This window comes from Paenibacillus sp. A14 (assembly GCF_036864815.1).
Taxonomy (GTDB): domain Bacteria; phylum Bacillota; class Bacilli; order Paenibacillales; family Paenibacillaceae; genus Fontibacillus; species Fontibacillus sanfengchensis.
The window spans coordinates 348,863-375,678 of record NZ_JBAGJD010000001.1; the positions used below are offsets into that span (position 1 = coordinate 348,863).

General features: G+C 53.9%; 24 protein-coding genes. 4 read left to right on the plus strand and 20 right to left on the minus strand.

Going from position 1 to position 26,816, the window contains the following annotated elements:
• Window positions 1–49: 49 nt before the first annotated feature.
• From V4U88_RS01685 to V4U88_RS01700, 4 genes are read right to left on the minus strand one after another with little or no spacing between them, the layout of a single operon-like run.
• Window positions 50–1,030 carry a substrate-binding domain-containing protein gene (locus V4U88_RS01685; RefSeq protein WP_334071490.1) on the minus strand — a complete coding sequence of 327 codons (981 nt, stop codon included), beginning with the start codon at window positions 1,028–1,030 and terminating at the stop codon, window positions 50–52.
• Window positions 1,027–2,871, minus strand: a complete 1,845-nt coding sequence (locus V4U88_RS01690; protein WP_334071491.1) for a sensor histidine kinase — start codon at window positions 2,869–2,871, stop codon at window positions 1,027–1,029. The genes V4U88_RS01685 and V4U88_RS01690 overlap by 4 nt, the downstream gene beginning before the upstream one ends.
• Window positions 2,868–4,529 (minus strand): response regulator, encoded by a 1,662-nt coding sequence (locus tag V4U88_RS01695; RefSeq protein WP_334071492.1) that lies wholly within the window; start codon window positions 4,527–4,529, stop codon window positions 2,868–2,870. Before V4U88_RS01695 ends, V4U88_RS01690 begins: the two co-directional genes overlap by 4 nt.
• Window positions 4,530–4,589: 60 nt before the next feature.
• Window positions 4,590–4,724, minus strand: a complete 135-nt coding sequence (locus V4U88_RS01700; protein WP_334071493.1) for a hypothetical protein — start codon at window positions 4,722–4,724, stop codon at window positions 4,590–4,592.
• 62 nt (window positions 4,725–4,786) lie between these two features.
• Here V4U88_RS01700 and V4U88_RS01705 point away from each other — a divergent pair, with 62 nt between their 5' ends.
• Entirely contained in the window at window positions 4,787–5,377 is a 591-nt protein-coding gene (locus tag V4U88_RS01705; protein ID WP_334071495.1) for a hypothetical protein, read from the plus strand.
• 178 nt (window positions 5,378–5,555) lie between these two features.
• A complete protein-coding gene (locus V4U88_RS01710) occupies window positions 5,556–6,437 on the plus strand; it encodes an AraC family transcriptional regulator (RefSeq protein ID WP_334071496.1) in 882 nt (293 codons plus the stop codon).
• A 92-nt stretch (window positions 6,438–6,529) separates the two neighbouring features.
• On the opposite strand, the gene V4U88_RS01715 is transcribed toward V4U88_RS01710, so the two are convergent.
• The 12 genes from V4U88_RS01715 to leuC form a co-directional block, all read right to left on the minus strand.
• Window positions 6,530–6,919 (minus strand): GNAT family N-acetyltransferase, encoded by a 390-nt coding sequence (locus V4U88_RS01715; protein WP_334071498.1) that lies wholly within the window; start codon window positions 6,917–6,919, stop codon window positions 6,530–6,532.
• 62 nt (window positions 6,920–6,981) lie between these two features.
• The gene (gene purT, locus V4U88_RS01720) at window positions 6,982–8,163 is read right to left on the minus strand and encodes a formate-dependent phosphoribosylglycinamide formyltransferase (RefSeq protein WP_334071499.1); all 1,182 of its coding nucleotides are present in this window, start codon (window positions 8,161–8,163) and stop codon (window positions 6,982–6,984) included.
• A 343-nt stretch (window positions 8,164–8,506) separates the two neighbouring features.
• Window positions 8,507–12,166, minus strand: coding sequence for a dynamin family protein (locus tag V4U88_RS01725; RefSeq protein WP_334071500.1), 3,660 nt, complete (start codon window positions 12,164–12,166; stop codon window positions 8,507–8,509).
• A gap of 229 nt (window positions 12,167–12,395) precedes the next feature.
• Complete coding sequence (locus V4U88_RS01730; RefSeq protein ID WP_334071501.1) at window positions 12,396–12,683, minus strand: NAD/NADP transhydrogenase alpha subunit; 288 nt, start codon at window positions 12,681–12,683, stop codon at window positions 12,396–12,398.
• 35 nt (window positions 12,684–12,718) lie between these two features.
• Window positions 12,719–13,387 carry an endonuclease III gene (gene nth / locus V4U88_RS01735; RefSeq protein WP_334071502.1) on the minus strand — a complete coding sequence of 223 codons (669 nt, stop codon included), beginning with the start codon at window positions 13,385–13,387 and terminating at the stop codon, window positions 12,719–12,721.
• 159 nt (window positions 13,388–13,546) lie between these two features.
• Complete coding sequence (locus V4U88_RS01740; protein WP_334071503.1) at window positions 13,547–16,276, minus strand: S-layer homology domain-containing protein; 2,730 nt, start codon at window positions 16,274–16,276, stop codon at window positions 13,547–13,549.
• A 73-nt stretch (window positions 16,277–16,349) separates the two neighbouring features.
• The gene (locus V4U88_RS01745; RefSeq protein WP_334071504.1) at window positions 16,350–16,961 is read right to left on the minus strand and encodes a GerMN domain-containing protein; all 612 of its coding nucleotides are present in this window, start codon (window positions 16,959–16,961) and stop codon (window positions 16,350–16,352) included.
• Between the two features lie 30 nt (window positions 16,962–16,991).
• On the minus strand, window positions 16,992–18,428 hold the full coding sequence (locus tag V4U88_RS01750) for an N-acetylmuramoyl-L-alanine amidase family protein (RefSeq protein ID WP_334071505.1): 1,437 nt from the start codon (window positions 18,426–18,428) through the stop codon (window positions 16,992–16,994).
• Window positions 18,429–18,612: 184 nt separating this feature from the next.
• The gene (locus V4U88_RS01755) at window positions 18,613–19,209 is read right to left on the minus strand and encodes a GerMN domain-containing protein (protein WP_334071506.1); all 597 of its coding nucleotides are present in this window, start codon (window positions 19,207–19,209) and stop codon (window positions 18,613–18,615) included.
• A 45-nt stretch (window positions 19,210–19,254) separates the two neighbouring features.
• The gene (locus V4U88_RS01760) at window positions 19,255–20,757 is read right to left on the minus strand and encodes an N-acetylmuramoyl-L-alanine amidase family protein (protein ID WP_334071507.1); all 1,503 of its coding nucleotides are present in this window, start codon (window positions 20,755–20,757) and stop codon (window positions 19,255–19,257) included.
• 234 nt (window positions 20,758–20,991) lie between these two features.
• Window positions 20,992–21,582 carry a 3-isopropylmalate dehydratase small subunit gene (gene leuD, locus V4U88_RS01765; protein WP_334071508.1) on the minus strand — a complete coding sequence of 197 codons (591 nt, stop codon included), beginning with the start codon at window positions 21,580–21,582 and terminating at the stop codon, window positions 20,992–20,994.
• A gap of 26 nt (window positions 21,583–21,608) precedes the next feature.
• A complete protein-coding gene (leuC, locus tag V4U88_RS01770) occupies window positions 21,609–23,036 on the minus strand; it encodes a 3-isopropylmalate dehydratase large subunit (protein ID WP_334071509.1) in 1,428 nt (475 codons plus the stop codon).
• A 263-nt stretch (window positions 23,037–23,299) separates the two neighbouring features.
• Between leuC and V4U88_RS01775 the strand changes: the two genes are divergently transcribed.
• The gene (locus tag V4U88_RS01775; protein WP_334071510.1) at window positions 23,300–23,620 is read left to right on the plus strand and encodes a hypothetical protein; all 321 of its coding nucleotides are present in this window, start codon (window positions 23,300–23,302) and stop codon (window positions 23,618–23,620) included.
• Between the two features lie 33 nt (window positions 23,621–23,653).
• Here V4U88_RS01775 and V4U88_RS01780 read toward each other — a convergent pair whose 3' ends face one another.
• The 3 genes from V4U88_RS01780 to lepB all read right to left on the minus strand — a co-directional run bounded on the left by V4U88_RS01780 (window position 23,654) and on the right by lepB (window position 24,808).
• A complete protein-coding gene (locus V4U88_RS01780; protein WP_334071511.1) occupies window positions 23,654–23,749 on the minus strand; it encodes a YjcZ family sporulation protein in 96 nt (31 codons plus the stop codon).
• 233 nt (window positions 23,750–23,982) lie between these two features.
• Window positions 23,983–24,219 (minus strand): hypothetical protein, encoded by a 237-nt coding sequence (locus V4U88_RS01785; protein ID WP_334071512.1) that lies wholly within the window; start codon window positions 24,217–24,219, stop codon window positions 23,983–23,985.
• Between the two features lie 34 nt (window positions 24,220–24,253).
• Window positions 24,254–24,808, minus strand: coding sequence for a signal peptidase I (gene lepB / locus V4U88_RS01790; RefSeq protein WP_334071513.1), 555 nt, complete (start codon window positions 24,806–24,808; stop codon window positions 24,254–24,256).
• A 124-nt stretch (window positions 24,809–24,932) separates the two neighbouring features.
• Between lepB and V4U88_RS01795 the strand changes: the two genes are divergently transcribed.
• Window positions 24,933–25,841, plus strand: coding sequence for a LysR family transcriptional regulator (locus tag V4U88_RS01795; RefSeq protein WP_334071514.1), 909 nt, complete (start codon window positions 24,933–24,935; stop codon window positions 25,839–25,841).
• Here the strand turns inward: V4U88_RS01795 and V4U88_RS01800 are convergent.
• Entirely contained in the window at window positions 25,829–26,638 is an 810-nt protein-coding gene (locus V4U88_RS01800; protein WP_334071515.1) for a carbon-nitrogen family hydrolase, read from the minus strand. The two genes, V4U88_RS01795 and V4U88_RS01800, sit on opposite strands and share 13 nt — an antisense overlap.
• Window positions 26,639–26,816: the final 178 nt, after the last annotated feature.

Genomic DNA, 26,816 nt, shown 5'->3' on the forward strand with positions numbered 1-26,816 from the left:
GGGTTCTCCTGTAATTTACCCGGGCGCCATAAAAATACTCCCGGTACGCTTATTTCACAAAAGGGAACAGCAGCTTTTGATTTTCCGGCCACAGCATATTATCGAGGTCGATCAGCTTGGTGTCGGTCGGAATGCGGTCTTCCAGCCGTTCGCCCCGGGCCGCCATTACCGCGGCGTTGACCGCCATATAACCGTTGTTGAACGGATTTTGCACCACCATCGCGTGGACGGTCTCCTCCTGGAGCAATTCCAGCATCTCCGGCGGATTATCAAACGCAATTAGCTTCACTTTGCCGCCGTAGCCGAGCTCTACCACCGCGCGTCCCGCACCGATGGAAGACTCGGCGCTCAAGGATACCAGCCCGTCCAGCCCCGGATGCCGCTCCAGAATCCGCCGGGTCAGCCGATAGGCAAGCTCCTCGTCCGAACCGCAATACTGGATGTCCACAACGGCAATCCCCGGAAACCGGGCCACATAATCCAAAAAGCCTTCCTCCCGCTGATCGGCATTTCGCGCGCCCTTCACAAAGTTGACGATGGCGATTTCGCTCTCTTTCCCGGTCAGTTCGACCAAACGCTGCGCCGCCTTCTGCCCGGCTTCGTAATTATTGGTGCCGACATAGGTTTTCACCTTGGTTGAAGCCACCTCCGAATCCATCGAGATGACCGGAATGTTAAAATAAGAGGTCCTGTCGGTAACCTGACCCAATGCCTCATAATCGCTGGCGGCCAGCACGATCGCATCCGGCTTTCGCGCAATGGATTCCTCCATAAGCCGGATTTGGTCTTTATAGTCGTTCTCGTTATCCGGGGCGATAAAGTTCAGCTTCACGTTAAATTCCTTGGCCGCCACCTCCGCCCCCATTTTGACCGTGCTCCAGTAGTCCCCCCGATCCATCTTCACGATCATGTCGACCATAAGCGGCCGCTCGTCCATCGGGCCATTTCCGGCGGGGGCGCAGGAAGCCGACAAAGGAAGCAGCAGCAAGCCGAGCAATACGCCCTTTGCCGCATTCAAGCCAAACTTCATTCGTTCTCCCCTCCATTTCCCGACTTTTCCGGCTTCTCAGGCTTCTCAGGCTTCTCAGGCTTCTCAGGCTTCTCAGGCTTCTCAGGCTTCACGATCGGCAGCTTGATCGTTACGGTCGTTCCCTCTTCCGGCTCGCTGTCGAAGTACAATCCGTACGGCTCCCCATAATAGAGGCTGACGCGCTCCTGAACATTGGTCACGCCGACGCCGGAGCCTTTCTCGCTTCGCAGGTTGCCGGACCGGAGTTTGCTCAGCGTTTCCTCTGTCATCCCGATCCCGTTGTCCTTGACGATCAGTTCCAGATGATCCCCGGCGAACCGGGCGTACACCCCGATAAATCCGGCTTCAGCCGATTTTTCGATGCCGTGGTGGATCGCGTTCTCAACCAGCGGCTGTAATATCAGCTTCAGGGTAAGGCAATCCAGTGCTCCTTCATCGGCTTGGATTTCGTAGGTGAATTTGTTTTTGAACCGGATCGTCTGGATAATTAGGTAATGCCGGACATGTTCCAGCTCATCCTGAACCGTGATAATATGATCGCCCTTGCTCAGACTGATGCGGAAAAACCGGGACAGCGACGTGATCGTCGTCACCACTTCCTCCGTCCGCCCAAGCTCCGCCATTCTGGTCACGGAATTTAGTGTGTTGTATAAGAAGTGGGGATTGATCTGGGACTGGAGCACATCCAGTTCGCTTTTCCGTTTCGCTTCCTGTTCGCGTATAATCTGGTCCATCAGCTCCCGGATCCGCCGCAGCATGAGGTTGAACCGTTTGGAAAGCTGCTCCACCTCATACGCCCCGCCGACATGCACACTCGTGCCGAAGTCTCCCTTTTCCACCATTTTGACGGAGCGTTCCAGCCGCCGAATCGGCTGCGAAATCCGCGCGGATACGTACAGATTGATTACCAAAATCACCGCGATGGCAGCCAACAGAAAGCCGTATAAAAAGCCGCCAAGCTCCTTTCGCGTCGTCAGAAACTCCTCCGCATAGGCGACCCCGACGATTTTCCAACCGGCCGGTTTCACGGTTTGAATCGTAATCAACCGCTGTTCGCCCTCCGTTTCATCCAAATAACTTCCAAAGGCGTAGTTGAGTACCGGCTCGATATTTTCATATTTCAACCCGGCATAAATGAGCTGCTGCTGCGGGTGATAGACGATATTTCCAACGCTGTCGATGATATAAACATATCCTTTTTTGCCAAGGCTGACCCGCTGGCTCAATTCATCGATCGTTCGAAAATTGATGTCCATCACGAGCACGCCTTCCTGGTCCCGGGAGTCATCCCGGTACTTGATAAGCCTGCTCATGGACACTACCCAACGGTATTCGGACTTAAACAAATTCTGAATATGCGGCGGCGAAAACTGCAGTTCTTTCGGATGGCGGAGCGCGGATTCGAACCATAACTGTTCGGTCAGCCGGGTATTTCGCCGCATCGGATAAGCCGGAACGCCCCGCACGAGCTCGCCCTCTTTCGTGAAGAGCGCGATGGACACGAGGTCCTGCCTCGTTCCCATTAGCGTTTCTAGCTGCTCCTCCAGCTTCGGTTCATCCGTGATGTCGGAAGCTTTGCTCATTTTGTCCTGCGCGACTTGAAAGATGTCCTGCATCCCGCTCACGTACATTTCCAGGTTCGAGTTGACCTGTTCGATGATTTGGCCGAGATTAAGATAGGCATTCTCTTCCGCCGCTTTGGAAAAACGGTCGAACAGCAGAAAGCTGACCAGGACGACGGCCAGAATCGTAATCGTAATCGACGAGAACGAGATTAACACCTGGATCTTTTTGAAATGGAAGCCCTTGAGCAATCGGGCGACCGCCCGCGTCCACTTCATAGCCCGCCGACTCCGTTCCGGTATTCCTTCGGCGAAATGCCGAATTTCTTCCGGAAGCAAAAGCTGAAATAGTTCGGATCGGCGAATCCGACCTTTTCCGCGATCTCAAACGATTTAAGATCGGTCGTTCGCAGCAGATGTTGCGCGGCCTCCATTCGGACTCCCATCAAGTAATTGACGAAAGTCGTCTTTGTCTCTTTTTTGAAAATGCCGCTGAAGTAGCCCGTACTAATATGAAGCTGCTTGCATACTTTGGCGATGGAAAGGTCGCTTTCTCCGTAATGGGCCTGAATGTAGGCTTTGGCTTCCTCGACCAGCCGGTTGTAGCTGGTTTGCCGCTCGCTGGCTATCGAGTGCTTTAGGGTTAGGCATACTTTCGTGAACCAATCCTTCGCCTCGGCTGCATGTTTGAGCTTGGAGATCTGCCCCAGAAACAGCGAGCTTTCCCCGAACAGACTGTCCATATCCGCATGAACCTCTTGGGACGCCTTTATGATCGCCGTCAACATCATCAGGAGATATACCTGATAATCCTGGTATGAGATACGGCTGTCCAGCAGGCCGCTAAACAGTTTCTCCAGCATCTCCTTCAATTCTTCGTCGCTGCCGACTTTAAGAACGCGGATCAGTTCCTTTTCCTTCACCTCATCGAACGTAAACGGAACGACCTGCCTCGCTTCCACATCCTGAATCCAGATCACCTTGCCGCTCCCCAAAATCAGCCGGTAATCCAGCGCCCGCTGCGCTTCCTGGTAGGACGCAAACACCTCGCCGACATCGGTTCTTATCGAACCGACACCTATAGTAACCGTCAACTTCAAAAAACGTTCCACACTAAAGCGGATTTCTTCCAACAGCTGCAACATTCGCGCCGTGATTCCCTCGTCGTCCGCACTGACAGCGCTGTCAAATACGCGAAGCATGACGATTTCGTCGTGGTGAATAAACACTTTATCACCCGGTTGATCCCTGCCGACGAGCTCCGAGGCGATATTCAGCACGGCGAACAACTGCAACTGCGTATCCTGGGTTTCGCGGAGCGACAGCGAGCCCCCCGGCTTGCGTACCGCCGCTTCCTGCAGTTGGACCGGATCGATTCGGAGTGTGGCAATCATGTAGCCTTCCCCGTCCAGGTTCAGATCGTAATGCCTGCCTTTTTCATGAATTTCCGCCTTAGGCAGACGCCGGGAGACCAGGCTGGACAGAAACAGGCTTTGCAGAATCGGCAAATTTTTGCGGTAATGCTCGGTCAGCAGTTGAACGTTTTCTTTTTCCGCTCGCTCCTCATCGATCTGCGTCTTGACCTTTCCGAGCACCGCGGCGAGTTCCGCCGAAGAAAACGGCTTGAGCACATACTCGTCGATGCCGAGACGAATGGCCTTTTGAGCATACTCGAACTCCTCAAAACCGGTAAGAATAATAATCTTCATGGCCGGGTACGTTTCCCTGATCCATTCGGAAAGCTCAAGGCCGTTCATAAACGGCATCTGGATATCCGTTACCACGATGTCGGGCAAATGCTTGTCCACCAGTTCTACAGCTTCCTTGCCGTTCTCCGCGGTATCCATGACCTGAAATCCAAGACTTTCCCAATCAATCAATTGCAGCAGACCTTCCCTAACGTCTTCCTCGTCATCCGCCAAAATCAATTTGTACATCGAAGACCATCCTCTTCATTATTCTTCATTTCAGGCGTGCCTCCCAATTTCCCCCCGATTTTATCGCATCGCCCGATATTTGTAAATCCAGCCCCCGCAAGGGATGGCGGAAGAGTCCACGACCTTGGTCCAGTATAATTTCCGCCTCCGGTCCGTTTCACTATTCCCCCAAAGCCCGTACCATGTTAATATCAAATGGAAAACGCGTTGCTTTTTCTTCTACATACCCAATAATTAAATGGCGGTTGAAACCTAATATGAAAAATGAGAAACAAATCTATATCCTGCTAAGCAATCCTAATACAGTTGTTGCGAAAATGATCGGCTTTTATACAAAAGCTCCCTATAACCATGCCTCCATCGCTTTTGACCCAGGGCTCCGGGAAATGTACAGCTTCGGACGAAAACACCCTCTGCTCCCCATGTTCGGCGGCTTCGTGAAGGAGAACGCCCGTTCCCGGGTATTCGAGCGGGCGACCTGCGCGGTGTACAGCTATACCGTCGACCTGGAAGCTTACAATAAAATGAGAGCTTATGTCCGGCAGTTCGAAGAAAACGGCGATCTGTATAAATACAATTTTCTCGGCATCCTGGGCATTGTGTTGAATATGGAACTGGGCGGAGAGAATGCCTACTTCTGCTCCCAATTCGTATGCAGCGTATTCCAGAAGGCCGGGGTAAAACTGCTCAATAAGTCGGCTGGACTGACGACTCCCGACGATCTGACCACCTGTCCTTCCTTGAAGCTCGTGTTCCGCGGTGAAATGGAAACTTACCGGCGCAACTACTGCGTGCGCCAGGGAGCCTCGACCGCGCTGGAGCAGCATCCTTACTACGTCGCCAACTGAATGTCCTGACTAACAATCGAGAAAAAAACCGTTAACCGTCTCAATGGAGGGCTTAACGGTTTTTTTATGACGTATGCGGTTTGCAGACCGTTTCCCGTCATCCCACAAAACCGTGCACCGATTGTCGGGCGGAGCAACATCTTTTCCATTAATCTTAAAGACAAGGGAGGTCAACGTGATGGATGCACTTCAATCTATGAACGAAGCGATGCGGTATATCGAGGGTCGGCTCACCGGGGAGATCGATTACCAGGAGGCGGCCCGGCTGGCCCAATGCTCGGAGTATCATTTCAAGCGAATGTTTTCCTTTTTGGCGGGGATCCCGCTTTCGGAGTACATCCGCAGAAGGAGATTGACGCTCGCCGGACTGGAGCTTGGCAGTTCCAACGCCAAAATTATCGATGTGGCCATGAAGTACGGCTACGCTTCCCCGGATTCGTTCGCAAGAGCGTTTCACGCGATGCACGGCATTCTTCCTTCGGAAGCCAAAGCCCGGGGATCTTTGTTGAAGGCTTATCCGCGGATGACCTTCCAACTAACGGTTCAAGGAGGAGATGAAATGAAGTACAGGTTGGTAGAGAAAGAGGCTTTTCGAATCGTCGGCTTAAAAAAGAGGGTGAACCTCATTTTTCATGGCGTGAATCCGGAAATTGCCGAAATGGCGGCAAGTCTGGATGAGGAAACGATCAAGCTTCTCAAGCGGCTGTCCAATACGAACCCCCAGGGGATCATAAGCGCTTCCGCTCATTTTTCGGACGGCCGGATGGAGGAGCAGGGCGAGCTGGACCACTACATCGGCGCCGCCACAACACTGGAGGGACCGGAGCACCTGGCTTCCTTGGAGGTGCCGGCTTCCACTTGGGCCGTCTTCGAGGCGGTCGGGACTTTTCCGGATGTGCTGCAAAGTGTCTGGGGCCGCATCTATTCCGAATGGTTCCCGTCCACAGATTACGAAGCCGTTGAGGGGCCTGAAATCCTTTGGAACGAACACCCGGACACCACGGACCCCGACTATCGGAGCGAGATCTGGATCCCGGTTCGGAGAAAGCCGGAGCACTGAGCCGCCCGAGTCTTGGTTATGGATTAAGCTTCACTAAAAACTACGGAAGCGGCGAGGGAATTCCCCTCGCCGCTTCCGATTTAGTTCCTAGACTATTTCAGTTCCTTGCTCAGGCGGTAGCCCATGCAGGAAAATCCCGTACATTCGTAAAACGATTTCGAAGACAAATTGTTCTCCCCGGCCACGGAGACGAACAATTGCGAGCTTCCCCGCTCTTTCCCCCAATTTTCGGCTTCCCGCAGAAGACGTTTGCCGATCCCGGTTCCCCGGTGCTTCTCGTCAACCACCAGGGCGGTAATACGGGTGACGGGTCTTGGCATATCGTGTGTCTGGTGCTGTCTCAGAAAAACGGTCCCCACCACGGCACCGTCCAGCTCGGCGACAAGACTTGTGAGCTGCTCATGTCCCTCCAGCATAGAAAGGCGCTCCTTAAGCACGCTCGGCGTGGTCGGATAGCGCAGTTGCCGCATCAAAGGAAGCATATGATGGGCATCTTCACTGCAACATCTACGGATTACCAAAGTCGGAGCACAAACCTCAATACTCAATTGGACCAAACCACCTTTAATAAACTTGCCGCTTGCTTCGCGCGGCTGCGGGCTGTTTCAACATCTTCGGCCGCGCTAAGCGCGACGGCCATCCGTCTGCCGGGCTTGGAATCCGGCTTGCCAAATATACGAACTTGCGTACGCGGCAGGCTTAAAGCCTCCTCGATACCACCGATCCGGAAGTCTTCCCCTTCCCGGTCGGATTTCAAGGTAGCCGATGCTCCAGGGGTTAAAAGCTCCACCGAAGGAATCGGCAATCCGAGAATCGCGCGGACATGCAGCGCAAATTCCGACAAATCCTGCGTCACCATGGTGACCATCCCTGTGTCATGCGGCCTTGGCGATACCTCGCTGAAAACGATACGATCCGGCGTAATGAACAGTTCCACTCCGAACAGACCAAATCCCCCGAGCGCACCGGTGATCTTCGCAGCGATGGACTGAGCCTCATTCAGCTGCGCTTCGCTCATAAAATGCGGCTGCCAAGACTCCACGTAATCTCCATCCCGCTGGATATGGCCGATCGGCGGGCAGAACAGCGTCCCGGACGATGACCGTACCGTCAGCAGGGTGATTTCGCTTGTAAACGGGACGAAAGCTTCAACGATGACGCGCATCTGCTTGGCTCTTGCCCCTTCCAGCGCCGCATTCCAACAGCCGGCCACCTCGCCCGGCTTCCGGCAAACGCTCTGACCTTTGCCGGAGGAGCTCATCAACGGTTTGATGACGCACGGCAGGCCGATTTCCGCCACCGCGGACTCCAGCTCCTCCAGGCTGTTCGCAAACCGGTAGGCCGCGGTCGGCAGTCCCAGCTCTTCGGCAGCAAGCCGCCGGATGCCTTCCCGGTCCATCGTCAACAGAGCCGCCTGCGCCGTCGGGATAACTCGAAATCCTTCCTGCTCCAGCTCGACGAGCGCACGGGTCGCAATCGCTTCAATTTCGGGAACGATCAAATCCGGAGCGATGCGGACAATCAGCGATTTCAAGGCTTGCTCGTCCAGCATGTCGATACAGTAAGCTTCATGGGCTACCCCCATCGCCGGCGCATGCTCATACCGGTCAACCACGATTGTCTTCAGGCCAAGACGCTGTGCCTCAATGACAACCTCCTTGCCTAATTCCCCGCCGCCAAGCAGCATGATACTTTTGGCGCGTTCTGAAAGAGGAGCCCCCCACATGCGTTCCTATATCCCCCTTGCTTAGACTTGAATCTATCTCTATTTTGATATTTTACGACCAATATTGCAATAGGGCGATGAAAACTGATAGTGGAAATTCGACAAGAAGTTACAAAAATCGAAACTGTGCTTGGCTCCTTATCCATAATCTCAAAGATACGCTCCGAGAAGGCCATGGCGACCGGCAATGAATTGTACGTTTGGCCCGGGCGGTTAATGGGGTTCCCAAAGTTACCGATATAGTTGCTGAAAGCGGCCAAGAGACAGATCGTTAGTTCGCCGGATCGGAGCAAATAACCCCCGAGCATAAGCCCAATCAGGCCCACAGACGTGTCCAAACCGCTTACTTAAATGAATCCAGCAGTTGATCGAGCCGAGTCATAACGGCATGCCAATCCTGCTCCCGGTTTTCCCCCTCCGCCATATCGGCCAAACCTGATTCCCAGGCTTTCCATTCGGTTTTGTAGCGCTCCGCAAGCCGGACAAAGCGTCGGGCCGTTTCCGTGGCGTAAAAATTCCCCAGCTCGCTACCCGCGGATTCCACGGCTTCCTTAAGCACGGCCGCCAGCGGCTGCTCCAAAGCCTCGCGCAGCTTCTGCTTCCCTCCGCCCTCAAAAAAGGACTTCGGATTCTTAAAGTACGAGGCGTAAGTATCGGCCTTCAATCGATGCTCCAAAACTCCTTCCGCGATTTCCGGAGTTTCCCACGGTCCCGACTCGGGATCGGACAGTGCCGGAACATGCCTTAATGCGCTTTCCGTCTTGTCCCGCCACTCCGCGGCGTCCGTCGCCAGCAAGCCTTCACATATACGCTCGAGTCTTAACGAGGTGGCTTGAAGCTCGCGTTCCAGTTCCATGGACAATTGAGCCAACCACCCCCGGAAGGAGGCGGCGAATTTACGCCGGAAATCCCCACCGTCCTCCTGGAGGAGCGAAGGGTGAAAAAACTCCTGGAACAGATCCCCCGCCAGCAGCCGCAGCCGCTGCCGGACATGGAACAGCAGTTCTCCGGCTTCTTGCAGGATCAGCGGGCTTCTGTTGAGCGCAGCCAACTGCCGAAGTCCCTCCTCGAAGGAGCTGCAGTCTTCGCGGATTTCATCAAGCCGCTTCCTCCGCTCTTCCCGGCTCTGCAGCAAAGACCGGCTCCATTCCCGGGCAAGCTGTCCCAAGGCCTCGAACTCCCGCTTGGCGGAAAGGACGGCCAGGCCCGCCAGCTCGTTGCCCAGAAAATCGAAAAACCTGGATTCAAACCGGGAAAATCCGCTGGTATGCAGCAGCCCGGCATCCCCGGTCTCCTTGGCGGCCTGGGCCGATAAACTGGAGACCGCGAAAATCTGCGGCTGATCGATGCCGGCAGTCCTTAGACCGTCCGAGACATGGCCGACAACCGCGTCCAGCTCTTCCGGAGAAGCGGCCAAATCGGCGGCATTGACGACAAAAAACATCTTATCGAGCGCAAAGTTCCCCTTCACTCTGCCCAGGTGGGCCAGAAACTGGCGGTCGGCCCGCGAAAACGCATGGTTATAGTAGGTCACATAAATCAAGGCATCGCAGTTTTTCATGTATTGAAAGGTGACACCCGTGTGGCGGGCATGAATCGAGTCCGCCCCCGGCGTATCCACAATGACAATCCCTTGTTCCGTCAACGGGCAGGAATAATAAAGATCCATTCCGTCCACAAAGCAGGCCTTGCTCTCTTCCGCCACGAACGAAGCAAAATCCGCCATCCCCGCGATCTCTTGCTTCCCCAGACGTTCAGCGTGATCGTTCCACCCTTCGTCGGCCGCCTTTAAAAAACTGTAGTGCGCCCGTCCGGAAGGCGGAACGTCCACCGCGCGGAGCTTCTTAACTTCGCTTCTCCACGTCCGCTCCTTCCAGGGACCGAGCTGCAGCGCCTCAAAAGAGTACGCCAAATCGGACTGCATGGCGTCCCTGCTTTTGAATGTAATTACGGCTTGGCCGTGCTCGATGCCGTCCGTCGGAGCCAGAATCCTGTTGATCGCCGCCGTCGTCGGATGCGGCGAGACCGGCAGCACCTTCGCCCCCAGCAGCGCGTTGGCGAAGGACGATTTACCGGCGCTGAACGCCCCGAACAGCGCCACGGTAAAGCGACCGCCGCGCAAGTGGGCCGCACGCGCGCGCAGCTCCGAGGCCCCGGGCCCGAAGGCCGGGTACGGGGCCAGCGCCTCCGCCGCGGCTTCCAGAGCAGCGGCGGCTGCCGTGAGCCGCCGCCGGCCTGCGGCCGCGGCCGGCGGCACCGCTGCCGCGCCGGGCGCGGCGGCGGGCTCCGGCGCAGGGCCCCGCGCATGCGCCGGGGCCTCCGGCTGCCGCGGCTCCGCCGGCGGCAGCGCCTGGGCCCGCACGTCCCTCACCTCCGGCAGCAGGCCGGGAGGGAGGGACGGCGGGGCGCCCAGCAGCGCGCGCAGCTCGGCCGCGCGCTCGCGGGCGGCGGCGCGCAGCGCGGTGACGCGCGCCGCGGCGGCCGACCGCGCCAGCAGCGCCTCGCGCTGCGCGGCCAACTCCGCCCGCGCCGCCTCAAGCCGCGGCGCGTTGGCTTCGAGCAGCCCTTCCGCCACGGAAAGGGCTGCCCTGCGGTACCGGCCGGTAATGCCGGCCGCGACATCGGCGGTATAGCGGAGCGTATACTCGCCGGACAGCATTGCGCCCTCCCTGGCCGGCCCGCTGATCCACGCTTCCTCCGCCTTCGGAAGCGCCTCTTCCATCCGGCTCTCCCACGCCGGATTCCATAGCTCCAAACTCCGGCCCCATTTCCGCAGCAGGTCGCGGACATGCCAGTCAACCTGGGCGTCGGTTTGTTCCTTCAGCTTCGCAAGGAAATCGCCGCTCCTCCGTTGCTGCTCCCGCTTCGTTTTATCGCGATGGAACATTAACCCGGTCTTGAACCCCGGCTGTAAGCTTTCCAGGTAAAGCCCGGCCGCCTCCCGGAGAGCGGGGGTCATCAGATAAGCGCTGTCCAGCAAGCCCTCCAATTCTTTCGTCCACTCGCTTCGCAGCGAGTCCGTACGGTTTTCCAGAGTTTCCTGCTCCTGCTGCAGCAAGGCCAACTGCCCTTGAATCGTTTCCACAGCCTCTGGGCCTCCGGCTTCACGAATCCAGCGATCCAGTTCCTCTTCCTCCGCTGTCTCTCGACGCTCTAAATATTGCTCGGCACTATGGTGCAGCGAGCTCGAGACGCTGTACTCCAGCAGCGGCTCAGGTTTCTCCAGAAGCCGCCGAATCGTCAGCTTCAATCCCGGCAGCCTATTTTCCGGGTGTTCCGCATCTTTAAGCGAAATATAAAAGACCCCGGCCGGGGCAATTCCCCACAGCTCAAACGCCTGTTCCACCGACCTTCGGTAAGTTTCAAAGCTCAGTTCCTGCTCGCGGTGCTTGTCGATCTGGTTTACGACCAGATAAAGCGGTTTTCCCCAGTCGACCAAACGCCGGGCAAACCCCAAATTGCTTTCCGACAGCACATGATTGTAATCCATCACATAGAATACGACATCCGCCAAATGAAGCGCCGAGTTCGTCGCGGCCGCATGCGATTCTTCGCCGGAATCAACGCCGGGGGTATCCAGCAGCACGCCGTGCTCACCGAGCAGCGGGATATCGTCCCATAAGGCTACCCGTTCATAAGCGGTGCCGTCCCGGCAATAGGGAGCCAGTTGATTTAGCGGAATCTCGACCGGATGACCGCCGCTGTTCGCGGACGGAATCAGCAGCGCCTTGGGTGCCCCGTTTTGTAACGAAGCCACATTGGCTGTCGTCGGGAGAGGTCCGGCCGGAAGCACGGTTTTCCCGCATAACGTGTTGATCAGACTGGATTTCCCCGCGGAAAAATGGCCGCAGAAGGCGATCGTCAATCGGCCGGAGGCGAATTTTTCCTTCAGGTCGAAAAGTTCATTTCTGGCGATTCGGTCTCCCTGGGCCGTGAACCAGGTCTCCAATCCGGCTATACGGTTCATCAGGGAGCCCTTATGCCTGTCTGTAATCGTTTCCACTATTCTTCACTCCTTCTTCCCTGTCCCTCTAGGGACGAGCCGGGAAGTCCTTCCCTTCTGTCGGGATCTGGATCTGCTTTTGAAATACATTCATTTTACCCTACCTGAAAAAGACATGGAAGCCTCTTAGGCCATTTCTTTAAATTTGATCTATTTGATTGGGAGGACGGGAAAAAACAAAAAACGATGGCGGGGAAAAAGTCCCCATCCATCGTTTTTCTATTTTAACTTATACGGAAGCTTCGCTTTCCATTTTATCCGCTTCCGAAGGAATCAGGATTTCGAACACTTTGCCATGCTGCAAAATCGTAATGCCCTTATCGCGGTCACGCATAACCACCACTTCAGGTTTAACGGACATGCGCTCCAGGTAATGCTTCGGAACTTCCCCCGAATCGCTGACGGTGACGCCTTCAAGCTCACGCTCATCGTTTTCCTGTAAATCGATCGCGATCACTTTTTCAAAAACATCGGAAAATAATTCAAAATTGTCGGTATAAACGGAAATACACTTCATGGAATCTCATCCTCTACTATCGTAATCTTGTTTTGTCACTCTTCTCTATTATTTCTGGATTGTGACTTTTTCATACGTTTTTTGCCCTCCCGGCAAACATCCAACAGCGGGCAAACCGGACAGTTGGGGTTCTGGGCTTTGCAATGATATCTCCCGAAAAATATCAGCCGATGGTGCGTAATCGTCCACTCCTCGCGGGGGACCTTCTTCATCAGCTTCTTTTCGACCTCCAGTACGGAGTCGTTCCAGTTGGCCAAACCCAGCCTTTTGCTTACCCGCTCCACATGGGTATCCACCGCGATGGCAGGCACCCCGAAGGCATTGGAAACGACCACATTCGCCGTCTTTCTGCCGACGCCCGGCAGGGTCACGAGCTTGTCATGCTCGCCGGGAACCTCACCGTTATATTGTTCAACCAAAATACGGCACAGATTCTGAATATGCTTGGCCTTGCTGCGGAACAGCCCGATGCGGCGAATATCCTGCTCCAATTCTTCCAACGGGACGGCAAGGTAATCTTCGGGCGTCTTGTATTTTTGGAACAAGTCGACCGTCACTTTGTTGACCGTAGCATCCGTGCACTGCGCCGACAACAGCACGGCGATGGTCAGTTCAAAAGCGTTGCTGTGGTTAAGCTCGCAATGCGCATCCGGGAACATTGCGGCGATGGTGTCCAGGATATGGCGCACCCCAGCAGCATTCATTTCCCCACCCCCTTTAAGGTAACTAAAAATCTGAATTTTGATCACGAACCGCCGGTGATTCCAACCTCTGGGTCAATGAATTAAATCGTCCAAGGACGTTTAAAAACCGCCTTGACCGGGAAATATCCCGTATCAAGACGGTTATTCTCACGAAAACGATTATTGTTTTTCCACTTCAATCAGCTTGTCGCCATTGAAATACAGAACAATTTTATCATTTTCCTTGAGGGATTGCACGGATATTGTCGTGTCACCTTGATGAATATATGTCTCCGATGTCACGAAGAAGCGGTAGTTGCTGTCGGCAAGCCCTTCTCTGAACACGATAAGTTCCTTGCTGTTCGCATCGTAGCGCGACATTTTCCGCTCCATCGACTTCAGAACCTTGACCATCAGCGAACCGTCGGTGCCTTTGCTGACTTCGACATGATCGGAGGTCGTCAAGCCTGTAGCGCCCGTGCTTACCGAAGTTCCCCGCATGACCTTCACTCCGTTGGCCAACGGGTACGATTCCTGAGTCCCGGTGAACGACTTGATCGTCAATGTCGAGCCGTCAATGCTGGCAATCTTTCCGAGCGTCAGCTTAATCACTTGCAGGGTGGTGACGGTACGGCCCGTAAATTCCACGTTGACGGTTTGTCCCGGCTGAAGATCCGCCACGCGAATCGCTGATCCGTTTTCCCCCAGAAGCTTGGCTTGATCGACATATAAATCGTCGGAGATGCCATCGGCCACCACCCGGATTCGGCTGTTGGACGTATTGACCGACTGAACTTCGAATTGAACTGATTTTTTGACCGCCAGCGTTTGCAGCGCATCCTGGTTTCCGGAAAGAACGGCAGCCACCGGATCCCCGGATTTGATATCCCCTAGCGTCGGTTTTGTTTTTCCGTACAGTTCGATCGTTGGCTCCACTCCTTGATAAGGAATTTCGATTGACTTGCCGTCCGCTTTCAGGATCGTGACTTTCTTGGTGTTCGTATTGATGGACACAAAAGTCCCCTCGTACTTATACATAACCTGAACGGAAATCGCTCTGGAGCCGATATGGTGGATATTTATCTTCCGCCCTTTTTCCAGCAAGGACTCCAATCCCGCCAGGGACGGCTCCTTGGAGTTGTAATCGTATTTGGTTTTCGCATCGATTACGAACACGTAAGGCTTCTCGGCCGAATCCATTACGGTTAACGTTTTGAGCTTCGAATCGTAATTGATAATGGTAACGCCCGTAAGCTGATCCGATTCGCGTCCGGTTACCGCGATCTTTGTGATTCGATCGTCGGCATTGATGGTAAGTTCGACCTTGTCCCCACCGTCCACATCGGCAATGAGATCATTTAGCGTCGGCTCGGCAATACCGCTGATAATGATCGTCGGCTTGTCCGCAAGCGACTTGATTTCCGCGACGCCGGAGGAATTTGTGTAGCTGAGCAGTTTATTGCCTTCCACGCTTAACAGCGTTCCTTTGACCGTCCGCTCTATTCCTTGCGTAATTTCGAGCCGGGTCAGCACACTGTTTTCGACCGTGTATTTGACCGAAGCGCCGGTTTGAATCTCGTCGGCATCCTTCAACAGCTGATTTTGATAGACCATCACGGAGTCAGCGTCATATTTAAAGGTTTCCACGTTCCCGGAACTGTCCTTAATTTTGATCGTCTTCTCCTTCAAGCTGACCGAATCGATCGTACCGTTGCCGGATTTGCTGAGGATCGCCGACTTCACCTGGACGATGACCGGCTTTTTCTCGGACGTAAATGTCTCGCGCTGCACCACGACCGTACTGTCATTCGTCAGGTTCTCCGGATTGATTTTATTGCCGTTTTGATCCAAAAAGGTCGTTGTATTGTCATAAGTAATGTCCATGGAATCGTTGTTAACCAGCATCAAAAGCTTTTTTCTGTCCGTCAAAGCACGCAGCAAGGTTCCTTCGGTTTGCTCCAACTGTTGCTTCGGATCGCGCACCTCTATGTATGCCGCGGCCCCCGCCTTATCCACTGCCAGCACCTTTGTGTACGGCTTAATCTCACTCTTGGTGACTTTGGTTTCGGAATCCTTGGTAAAATAGATGGAACGGTTATCCAGCTTAAAGCTCTTCAATTTCCCGTCCGCATACAAGGTCAGCTTATTGTCCGTCAGTTCGGTCACGATACCTTCGTATACATTCTCATAACCCGGCGTGACATATTCGCCGCCCCGGCTGAAAAACGTCGCCAATTGCGCCCGCGTCACTTTGCCTTGCGGGTCGAACTTGTTGCCCGCGATCCCTTTGGTCAGATCGAGCTGAACGGCGACATTCACATACCCGCGGGCCTCGGCGGAAATGCTGGATTGATCCGTAAAGCCCGTGGAGGCTCCTGCCGCTGCCTTCGCCTCGGCGTCACGTCCCAGAGCGCGAACGATCAACTTGGCAATCCACTCGCGCGAAGCTTTCTTCTCGCCCCAGGATTCCTTAGCGCCGGTCGCTTTCACTTCTTCCGCTTTATCAATCAGCTTCTTCTCAACGGCCAATTCCAGATAAGGCTTGAAATAGCCGCTAACCTTAAGCTCGGCCGGCGCCCCGCTGCCCGCGCCCAGTTTGGACTCCAGGTTCATAAAGCGGATGGCCATCGTGATCGCTTCCTGCTGCGTTACGCTGTCGCTTGGCCGGAATTTCCCTGCATCCCCGAGGATGATCCCTTGCGCGGCCAGCTTATTTATATGCTTCTCAGCCCAGAATCCATTGGTCACATCACTGAAAATCAAAGAGGCGGCTGTCGACTGCGAAGTTTTGGTCGCCGGTGTTTCCTCCGCAAATACGGCGCCCGCACCGCCAAGGCACATCGCCGTTACAAGCATGGCGGATACTGCCTTCTTCGTGCTGCGTCTAAAAGTACGTTTATAAGATGACATTGCATTCTCCCCTTTAAAATAGTTCTGCATATCCAAGTTCGACAATCTACCCTCCGGTTCCTTTAAAAAGCGACTAATTTCTTGGAATCGGATGTTCGAGTTCCTCGTGCCCCATTAAAGTTTCAACCGGATCGCCATCCACCAGCAGGTCGACAGCCTCAATCTCCTTAAACTGGAAAACCGTGCGTTTCAACGCCTCCAATGCAAGCGCTTCTCCGCCAGCCCCCAACCGGGCTTCATCGGGTAAATGGATATCGACGGTCAGAACGCCATCTTTTAAATTCGCCGAACGGAATTCCGCCTTCTCCCACAACGCAAACATATCGGATTGGCCGCTGGACTTCAAAGTTTGAAGAGCGGCCAAGTATTTATCCTGTTCCTTTTTATAAGTGATTTCGGCGGTTACCGTTTTCAATTCGAGCATTTGATCATCCGTATAGTAGGCCTCGATTCGCTGTTTTTCTGCAGAATCGGCCTGCGCTTGTCCGGAGGAATTCACCTTTGGAGGTTCCACCGGCTGCTCCGGGCTTTCGGAAGCATCCTGCGGAGCTTCGTTCAAAGCCGCTTGCCGGGTCTCCGTCCCAGGTTTTTCGTCGGGTGCCGCTTGCGGCTTTTGCCCGCACCCGGTGCTCCATGCAAGCAGGAGAACGATCATTCCTAGTTGTGTCCATCGTTTTGTGTTCATCGCCGTTGCCTCCTTCATTACCGGGTAGTATTAGTGTAAGCCGACGTATTCCTTGATTCCGTCCACGATACCGGCAGCGACCCTATCCTGGAATTCTTCCGTAAACAGAACGGCATTGTCATTATTATTGCTGAGATATCCGCATTCCAGCAGAACAGCCGGCATTTTCGTTTCGCGCGTGACGTGCAGACTCTTGGCGCGCACACCGCGGTCGCTAAGTCCGGATGACTCGACGAGATACTTATGCATCACATTGGCCAAAGCCAGGCTTTCGGAGCGGGTATAATAGGTCTCCACCCCGCTGGCCTTAGCGCTGCCCGAATTGGCATGGATGGATATAAACAGATCGGCGTTAAGGTCATTCGCGATTTTGACGCGATCTTGGAGTGTCGGATAGGTGTCGCTGCTGCGGGTCAAAACAAAGTCAATCTCGGTTTCCTGCTTCAGCAGCTCTTCTACCTTCAAAGCAACGGCGAGGTTGAAATCCTTCTCCTTCTTCTTGGTCACGCCGATCGCCCCCGGGTCCTTGCCCCCATGCCCCGCATCGATAACGACCAGCTTCTTCCCGTCATCGCCGGGCAGATTCCCCGTTGAATCATCCACATTCAAATCCACAATGATCAATCCGTCATTGTTGTTAATCAATTCATAGTTCTTGTCCTGGTTCATATCCAAAACAATGCGGATGGTCGATGGATCGTCGTTGAACAACGCATACCTGACCTTGGAAACGTCCGGATACTCCGTAACGTCAATATAGCCGTTCTGGGTGGCATCCAGCATTTGCCCGGTCGAAAATGTATCCGCAAACCGGGTATTCGGCAAATCGATGACGATGCGATCCGGATCACTCATTTTAAAAATCGTCGGCTGGACATTTTTGTCCACGGCAACCATCAGTCTGTTTTCGCTGAAGCTGATCCCGCCGACATTCGCCAACTCGGTATTCGGAACGGGGACTTCCCCCGTCTGCCCGCCTTCGTTACCGCTCGTATTTTCACCGGAACCGGCTCCATTTCCACTTCCGGAATTCGGAGTAATGAGATAGGCCGCCTTTTTAGCGTTGTCCCAACTGACCTTGAGTCCCATTTGTTCCCCGACGAAACGCAATGGGACCAGGGTAGTATCGCTTACTAATTTAGGGGCCGCGGACAATTTGACCTTCGAACCGTTCACTGTGGCCGTGCTCTGATCCACGACCAATTTCAATTCTGTACCGGACTGCTGTATGGTTACCGTGCGCGTCTTTTTATCCCAGTTGACGTCAAAACCCAGCTCCTCCACGACGACACGAATGGGTATCATCACATTTCCATTCACATTTTGGACTTGCCCGTTCTTGGTCAGCTCCAGCTCTTTACCGTCCAGATAAATGCCGGTGCTTCCTCCGGCGGCTTGTCCCGCTTGCGGAAATACAAATAAGATCATTGCCAAAAACATAAACACCGAAAAACCAATTTTTTTCATCCGTCACCCCTACCATCCTAAAATTTTGCCTTCTGACCGCCAGGTTTAAAGCGAAAATCCCGGCTACCACCAGACGACATATTAGACGCCCATAATCCTCAAAAGTTGCGTAATTATGCTATTTTTCTTACCAAAAAAAGAGAGCCCCGGAGCTCTCTCCAGGGCACGACTGTCTATAGTCCGATTACTTCTTGAACGGGTGCTCCAGCTCAACATGTCCCATCATGGATTCCTGCTGTTCCCCGTCGATGGTCAACTCCAGTTCCTTCACCTCGTCAAATTGGAAGAAGGTTTGCTTTAGCGCGTCGATCGCCAACGATTCGCCGCCGGCTCCGAGGCGTGCTTCGTCCGGAATGGTAACATCCAGCGTAATCTTGCCTTTCGAAAACCGGACCGAGTTTAAAGTGATTTTATCCCATAGCGAAATCATCCCGTCATCCGGGGTCTGCAGCGCTTTGAACGCCTCGTTGTACTTTTGGGACTCCTCCGTATACCCGATTTCTTTCTCGACCGTTTTTAGTTCCATCAACTCATCGTCGGTATAATAAACCTTGATCTTCTGAGTCAGCGCTTTAGGCGTTTCCTCTAGCTGCTTGCCTGTTCCCTGGTCGCCCGGTTCCTCCTGGGCACCGCCGCTTCCCGTTACCGGACTCACCGTCCCCGGGGCGGTGACGCCCGTTTGCGGCGATTCCGCCGCATTCGGCTCGGTCTCGGGCTTTTGCCCGCAGGCCGACACAACCAGCACCAGCAGCAGCATGGCTGACAATCCTATTTTTTTCATGGTACGACCCCCTATTCAATAACTGAAACCAATATCATTTTACCATTACTGTCCCAGATACTCCTTGATTCCGGCCACGATGCTCTCGGCCACACGTTGCTGGAAATCCTCCGAATACATCAGAGCCTCGTCGGTTGTATGCCTCAGATAACCCACTTCCAGCAGAACCGCGGGCATTTTCGTCTCCCGGGTCACATGCAGACTCTTCTTGCGGACTTTACGGTCCGGCAGCCCCGTTCCTTCAACCAGATGTTTATGCATCACGTTGGCAAGCGGAAGGCTCTCATCCCGGGAATAATAGGTTTCGCTTCCCGTTGGGCTCGACTTCCCGTCGAAGCTGTTGCCATGGATGGATACAAATACCGCAGCCTGGTTGTCGTTCGCCAATTTCGCCCGGTCTTCCAGGGACAGGGTGACGTCGGTGGTCCGCGTCATTAAGACATCCAGTCCGGATTCCTGCTGCAGCAGAGCCTCCACTTTTAAAGCCAAAGCAAGCGTGAAGTCCTTCTCGTTCTTATTCGTAATACTGGTTGCTCCAGGCTGCTTGCCTCCATGCCCCGGATCAATAACCACGAGCGGTTTGCCGCTGTACACCGGCGGAACGACGGGAACGGTGGACGAGGCGGCCAGATCCACAACGAGCAATCCGTCTCCCTCATTATTAACCTGATATTGCACCTCTTTATTCAGGTCGACGACGATCCGTATGGTTGAGGTGCTGTTGTCGAACATGGAGTAACGGATCTTGGACACATCCGGGTAGTCCGTTACGGGCAGTTCACCCTGCAGCGAATCGCTCAGCGGGTGCTGTTGTTTGAAGCCTTCGGAGAAAACAACGTTCGGAATGTCCACAACCAGCCTGTCGGGTCCGCTCATGGTGAACACCTTCGGCTGCACCGCGTCGGAGACCGCGATCATCAGCCGATTCTCGCCGAAGCCGATACCGTTAAGATCAACCGTCGCTCCTTCTTTTGCGGGAGGGGATTCCGGTATGTATGTCGATTTATCGGTTTGTTCGCCGCCTCCGGTTACAGGGGTCAACGTTCCGTCTCCGGCCGCTTCTTCTTCGGGAGAGGAACTGGTGCGTCCGGGAACAATCCCCACGGATTCTCCCCCGTCCGGACTATAGAGATAGGCGGACTTGCTATCGTTGTTCCAACTGACCTTCAGCCCGGTCTGCTCTCCCACAAAGCGAAGAGGGACCATGGTCGAACCGCCTTGAACCACCGGAGCGGCGGATAATTCGATCGCCTTCCCGTCCACGACGGCTTTGGTGCTTCCGACCGTTAACTGCAAGCTTCGCTTCCCCTGCCGGATGGCCACAAGGCCGGTTTTTTTGTCCCAATCCACCTCATATCCGAGGTTTTCAATAATGACGCGAAGCGGAACCATGACGCTGCCTTTCACGCTCCCGGCCTGGGCATCGGCAGGCTGCTCAAGTTCGGCCCCGTCCAGGTAGATATGCGTCCCCCCCTGGGCGGCCATGCTCACTGAGGGGAGCATCAGCAGGAAAAACGCAAAGACCAAGAGAAACCCGATTTTTTTCATTGTAAAATCCCTTTCATTCTCCTTATTTGCCGGATGCACGCATATCGTCCGAAGATCGGAACCCTCTCTCTACCTTCGCCGCATACGTTTCAGGCATCCCGTTGTCTTCCCTGGATTTCTAATTGCTTCCATAATACCAGAAAATCAGCTCCGCTAATAGACTTATATTTTCATGGAAAGACAAAAACCGCCGGGGATTCTATCGAATCCTGCGGCGGCCTTGTAGCGGTGCGATTAAGCGAATCTCTTTTTCTCGTAAGCGGCGATCAGATCCTCATGCTGCAGCGTAAGTCCGATATCGTCCAAACCTTGGAGCAGGAATTGCCGGCGATGCTCGTCAAGATCAAAATCGATGTTCAGGCCATAGTTGTCGGTAACCTTCTTTTCTTCCAGATCCACCGTCAATTGATAACCCTCATACGTGGCCGTCCGCTGGAACAATTCCTCAACCTGCTCCTCGGACAGCTTGATCGGCAGTATGCCGTTCTTAAAGCAGTTATTATAGAAAATATCGGCAAATGACGGCGCGATCACGCAGCGAAAGCCGTAATCCAGAATCGCCCAAGGCGCATGCTCCCGCGAGGAGCCGCAGCCGAAGTTGACGCGGGAAATCAGGACCGAAGCCCCTTGATAGCGCGGCTTGTTGAGTTCGAATTCCGGGTTTACGTTGCCTTCCGTATCGAAGCGCCACTCATAGAATAGAAACTGGCCAAACCCGGTACGTTCGATCCGTTTAAGAAATTGTTTCGGTATAATTGCATCGGTATCGACGTTAACCCGGTCGACCGGGCCGACGATACCCGTGATTTTTTTGAAAGCTTCCATGGTTGTTTCCCCTCTCTTCCGCTTGATTAGCCCACAGCTTCTTCGCTCTTTACGTTCCACTCGCGCACGTCGACGAAACGGCCTTTAATCGCTGCCGCTGCCGCCATGGCCGGCGATACGAGATGGGTTCTGCCGCCACGGCCTTGACGGCCTTCGAAGTTGCGGTTCGACGTCGATGCGCAGCGCTGTCCCGGCTGGAGCACGTCCGGGTTCATCGCCAGGCACATACTGCATCCGGCATCCCGCCATTCAAAACCGGCTTCGATAAACACTTTGTCAAGCCCTTCCTTCTCGGCCTGAATCTTGACGCGGCCCGATCCGGGGACGACGATGGCCGTCACTTTCTCGGAGACTTTGTAGCCTTTGGCGATTTGGGCCGCCGCACGCAGGTCCTCGATCCGTCCGTTCGTGCAGGAACCGATAAACACATAGTCGATTGCGATATCGGTCATTGGAGTTCCCGGTGTGAGACCCATATATTCCAAAGCTTTTTCCGCCGCCTTGCGCTCGTTGTCACTGGCGAAATCCACAGGATTCGGCACGCGGTCCGTAATGCTGGTGCCCATCCCCGGACTCGTTCCCCAAGTCACCTGAGGAATAAGGGAATCGACATCGAACTCGACGACGCGGTCGAACGTCGCGCCTTCATCGGTCGTCAGTTGCTTCCACTCTTGTACGGCACGGTCGTAGTCGGCGCCTTGAGGCACATGCTCCCGTCCGCGCAGGTAGTTGAACGTCGTCTCGTCCGGCGCGATCAGCCCGGCTCTGGCCCCGGCTTCAATCGACATGTTGCAGACGGTCATGCGCTCTTCCATGGACAGCTCGCGGATCGCTTCGCCCGTATATTCGATGACGTAGCCTGTGGCAAAGTCCGTCCCGTACTTGGCGATAACGCCGAGGATCATATCCTTCGCGGTGACGCCCTGTTTTCTTTTGCCGACAAAACGAACTTCCAGCGTCTTCGCTTTCGCTTGCTGCAAACATTGCGTGGCCAGCACATGCTCCACTTCGCTCGTTCCGATCCCGAAGGCGAGCGCGCCAAACGCGCCGTGAGTGGAGGTATGGCTGTCGCCGCACACAATCGTCTTGCCCGGATGCGTCAGGCCGAGCTCCGGCCCCATGACGTGAACGACACCTTGATCGATCGTATCCAAGTCGTACAGTGTCACGCCGAAATCGCGGCAGTTTTTGGACAGTGTGTCGATTTGCTGTTTGGAAATCGGATCCGAAATGTTATAACGGTCCTTCGTCGGCACGTTATGATCCATCGTCGCGAAAGTCAGATCCGGACGGCGAACTTTGCGCCCGCTGAGACGCAGGCCTTCAAAGGCCTGCGGGGAGGTTACCTCGTGCACGAGATGCAGGTCAATGTACAGAATGCTAGGTTTGCCCTCTTCCTGGTAGATTACGTGATTGTCCCAAATCTTCTCATACATTGTCTTTTTGCTGGTCATTGAAATTCACCCCATAGCGTAAATTCGAACATGCGACTTAAAAAGCAGCTCAGCGCGAGCCGCCTCTCTCGTCTGTTGAATACAATATAGCATCTCGCAACTGATTGTTCCAAGATATAATATCTATAATGTCCATAGGAATTACCTATAGACAAAGCAAAAAAGACAGTGAGAGGCCTCACTGTCCAGGTCACTTGAATATGAACCAGGAGTTCCTAATTCGCATAGTATAACAACATCTCAATTAAGGAGGAATCCGTTCCATGAGTCTTCAGCTTGGAGGTCAACAGCAGATCGTCCTGTATCAGGCGGACCAGGATCTTGCGCAGAATTTGACAGCGATCAGAAACAAAATGCATCACATTTGCAGCCACTACGCCAATCGTACCGTACGTATTGTAACCTTGGACGGTCAAACGTTTGTCGGTCGAATCGTAAACTGCAACAAAGGCTTGCTACATTTGGCCGTACCTAACTACGGCGGGCAACGGGCGTTCTTTGGGGGCCCTTTCTACAACTCGGATGAACTCATCCTGACGCTTGTTCTTTACGAGTTGCTCGTAATTACTCTGTTGTATACTTAGGACGCACCCAATATTTTTCTGATTTTCTTCGCTTTAGAATGTTCTCAGTACAATAACAAGCAAAATGTAGAGAACCAAGATTGTAGCCGTAGATGTAAAAATGAAGTTTTTCCCATCGTAACCGCTCATTATTTTCCCTCCCAGGACTTAATTTTTATTACACCACATCTTATGAGGCAAATAACGGGTTGGTATAGACGATAACCTATAGCGGCTAATCCATTATCATTTTTTTCGAAGACGCAGTTAAAATATACTTTCGCATCCGCCAAGCGGGTGCTTTTTTTTGAAGCACGAACTTAAACCGAAGCAATAAAAAAACAGATCAATCGCTTGATCTGTCGGATAAGGCGAGGGCAGCTCTAAGGCTTCCATTTATGACCGCAGGCCGTGCATCGGTTAACTTTCCCCTTCATAAAGCTGAACAAGGAAATCACAATCGGAACAAAGCCCGCAACCACCAGAGGCCAGTAAAACAGTAGTCCAAGCCACATCAGGCAGCCGCCGGCCGCAAACCAGAGGTAAAAATAAAAAAGCTTGCCCCGCGTAACAACCTGGTCAGATTTGCATTGGGGACAGGTTTCCCAGACATCCGTCATTCTCTTCTCTCCTTTAGCCAGATGCGAAAATTAATCAGAAAGAGTCAATCCCCATCACGTGGTCCTGAGGTACGGGGCCGATACTTCTGCTGTCATTGCTGTTGTTGCGATTATCGCCCATCACAAACACATGGCCCTCCGGAATTTCCCAGGACTGGTTCGTTCCGCCGTTCATCGCTTCCTTGATGTAAGGTTCATGAAGACCCTCCCCGTTACGGTACACTTGTCCATCCTTGATTTCAATCGTATCGCCCGGCAGACCGATCACCCGTTTCACATAAAAAATCTCCTGTTCTTCGGCGCCCGAAAGCAAACGGATCAACGGATGTTCCTTTACGTCATCCAGGAACGACCTCTCACGGTCTACCCGGCTGTCGATAATGACGATATCGCCGTACTTCGGCAGCTTGTCGAAAGAATGTACGAACTTCCATGCGTAAATCCGCTGGTTATCATTCAGTGTCGGTTCCATTGAATGGCCGTCCACTCTGTAGGGTTGAATCACGAATATGCCGATAATCATACTAAGTACAAATCCGATGATGATGGAAATTCCCCATCCCTGAATTTCTTTCCAAACTTTTTTCAAAAGCCAAACCTCCACTACAACTTTTTCTATTATTATACATTGAAAACTGCAACATTCCAAACCTATAATAGCATATAATATTAATAGGTTTGGCTTATAAGAAAACATGCACAGAGGTGATACGATGGAGCTTCGACAACTACAATATACGCTGCAAATTGCCGAGGAACGTAACTTCTCCAGAGCGGCGGACAAACTGCATATTGCCCAGCCTTCCTTAAGCCAGCAGCTGTCCAAGCTGGAACAAGAGCTGGGCGTCAAGCTGTTTCAACGGAACACAAGCACCGTTGAGCTTACGCACGCGGGAGCGAGTTTTATTGAGCACGCCCGCAAAATCATGGACGCCGTGGAGCAGCTTCGCCAGGAGATGGACGACATCTCCCAACTGCGGGCGGGGCGCGTCGTCATCGGAAGCATGCCTATTACCGGCTCGCATTTGCTCCCATATGTGCTCCCGGCCTTTAAGGCGGCCTACCCGGATATCCAGGTAAACCTTCTGGAGGACACGTCGCTGAATCTGGAAAAACTGACCGCCGGCGGCGGAACCGACCTTAGCCTGCTTTCGCTTCCGCTGCAGGAGCCGACGCTGACGTATGAGGCGATCGGCGAAGAGATGATCGATCTGGCCGTCCCGCCCGATCACCGGCTGGCCGCACTCGAACACCAAGCGGGCGGCATTTCGCTCGCGGAGCTTAAGGAAGAGCCGTTTATCGTCCTCAAAAAAGGCCAGGGTTTCCGCAAGATCACCATTGACTTGTGCAAGAGCGCCGGCTTTGAACCGAACGTCGTATTTGAGAGCAACAATATCGAGACCGTACAGTCTTTAGTCGCGGCCGGAATGGGAATCACCCTGGTGCCCAGATTTATCGCCCGGGCCAAACGGAGCGAACTGATTCCGGTCTACGTTCCGCTAGCCTCCTCGCCGAGCCGCACGCTGGTTATCGCCTACCGCAAAGGAAGGTACCTGTCCAAGGCCGCCGAAGCCTTCATAGATACCTTCAAAACCACGCTGGCGGAACGCTATAGCTCGTAAAGCTTTGGGCGGCGGTCGCTGAAGACCGGAATCCGCCCGCGAACCTCGGCGGGGAGACCCAGGTCAACCCGTCCGGTAACGATCTCTTCCTCTTCCCCGCCCTCGGCCACGATTTCTCCCCAAGGGTCGATGATCAGGGAGTGCCCGAAGAATACGTCGCGGCCGCCGCTTCCCGTCCGGTTGCAAGCGATGACGTACATCTGGTTTTCGATCGCCCTGGCCATGAGCAGCGTACGCCAATGATGGAGACGGGGATGCGGCCACTCCGCCGGGACGAACAGCACTTCGGTTCCGTTTAAGGACAACGTGCGCGCAAGCTCCGGAAACCGGATATCGTAACAAATCGAAGCTCCGGAGCGGATGCCGTCCAGCGTAAACGTGACGGCGCGATCGCCCGGAGTGAGATGCTTCTCCTCCTCCATCAACCGAAACAGATGGATTTTGGAATACGCGGCGACCTCGTTTCCGTCCCGATCGAAAACAACCATGGTGTTATACACCCGGTCTCCTCTTTTTTCCGCGATCGAACCTGCGACAACGTGAACGCCATACCTGCGGGCAAAGGAAGAAAGCCAGTCTCTGGACTCTTTCCCTTCGCAGTCGGCGAGACTCCCGATACGGTTCAGGTCGTAGCCGGTGTTCCACATTTCCGGCAGGACGATCACATCCGGCTTATCCGGAGCGGTTGCCGCCTGTTTCATCCTCGCTTCCATTCTTTCACGGTTTAGCGCGGGCTGTCCAAGGACGATATCACATTGAATCAATGCCACGTTCCATGCCTTTGTATTGTTGCTCATGGTTATCTAACCTTCCTTTCTTATCGGGCGGCAACCTGCGGGCGGCCGACTATACTTGACTCCCATCATAATCTGGCGGAAAGAGACGCGCAAGGCTTTCACACCTGAAATTCCATCTATGCAGCTAGGTTAAATCGTGTTAAATTAAAACATATTATTTTTGAAGTGACGCTGAGTC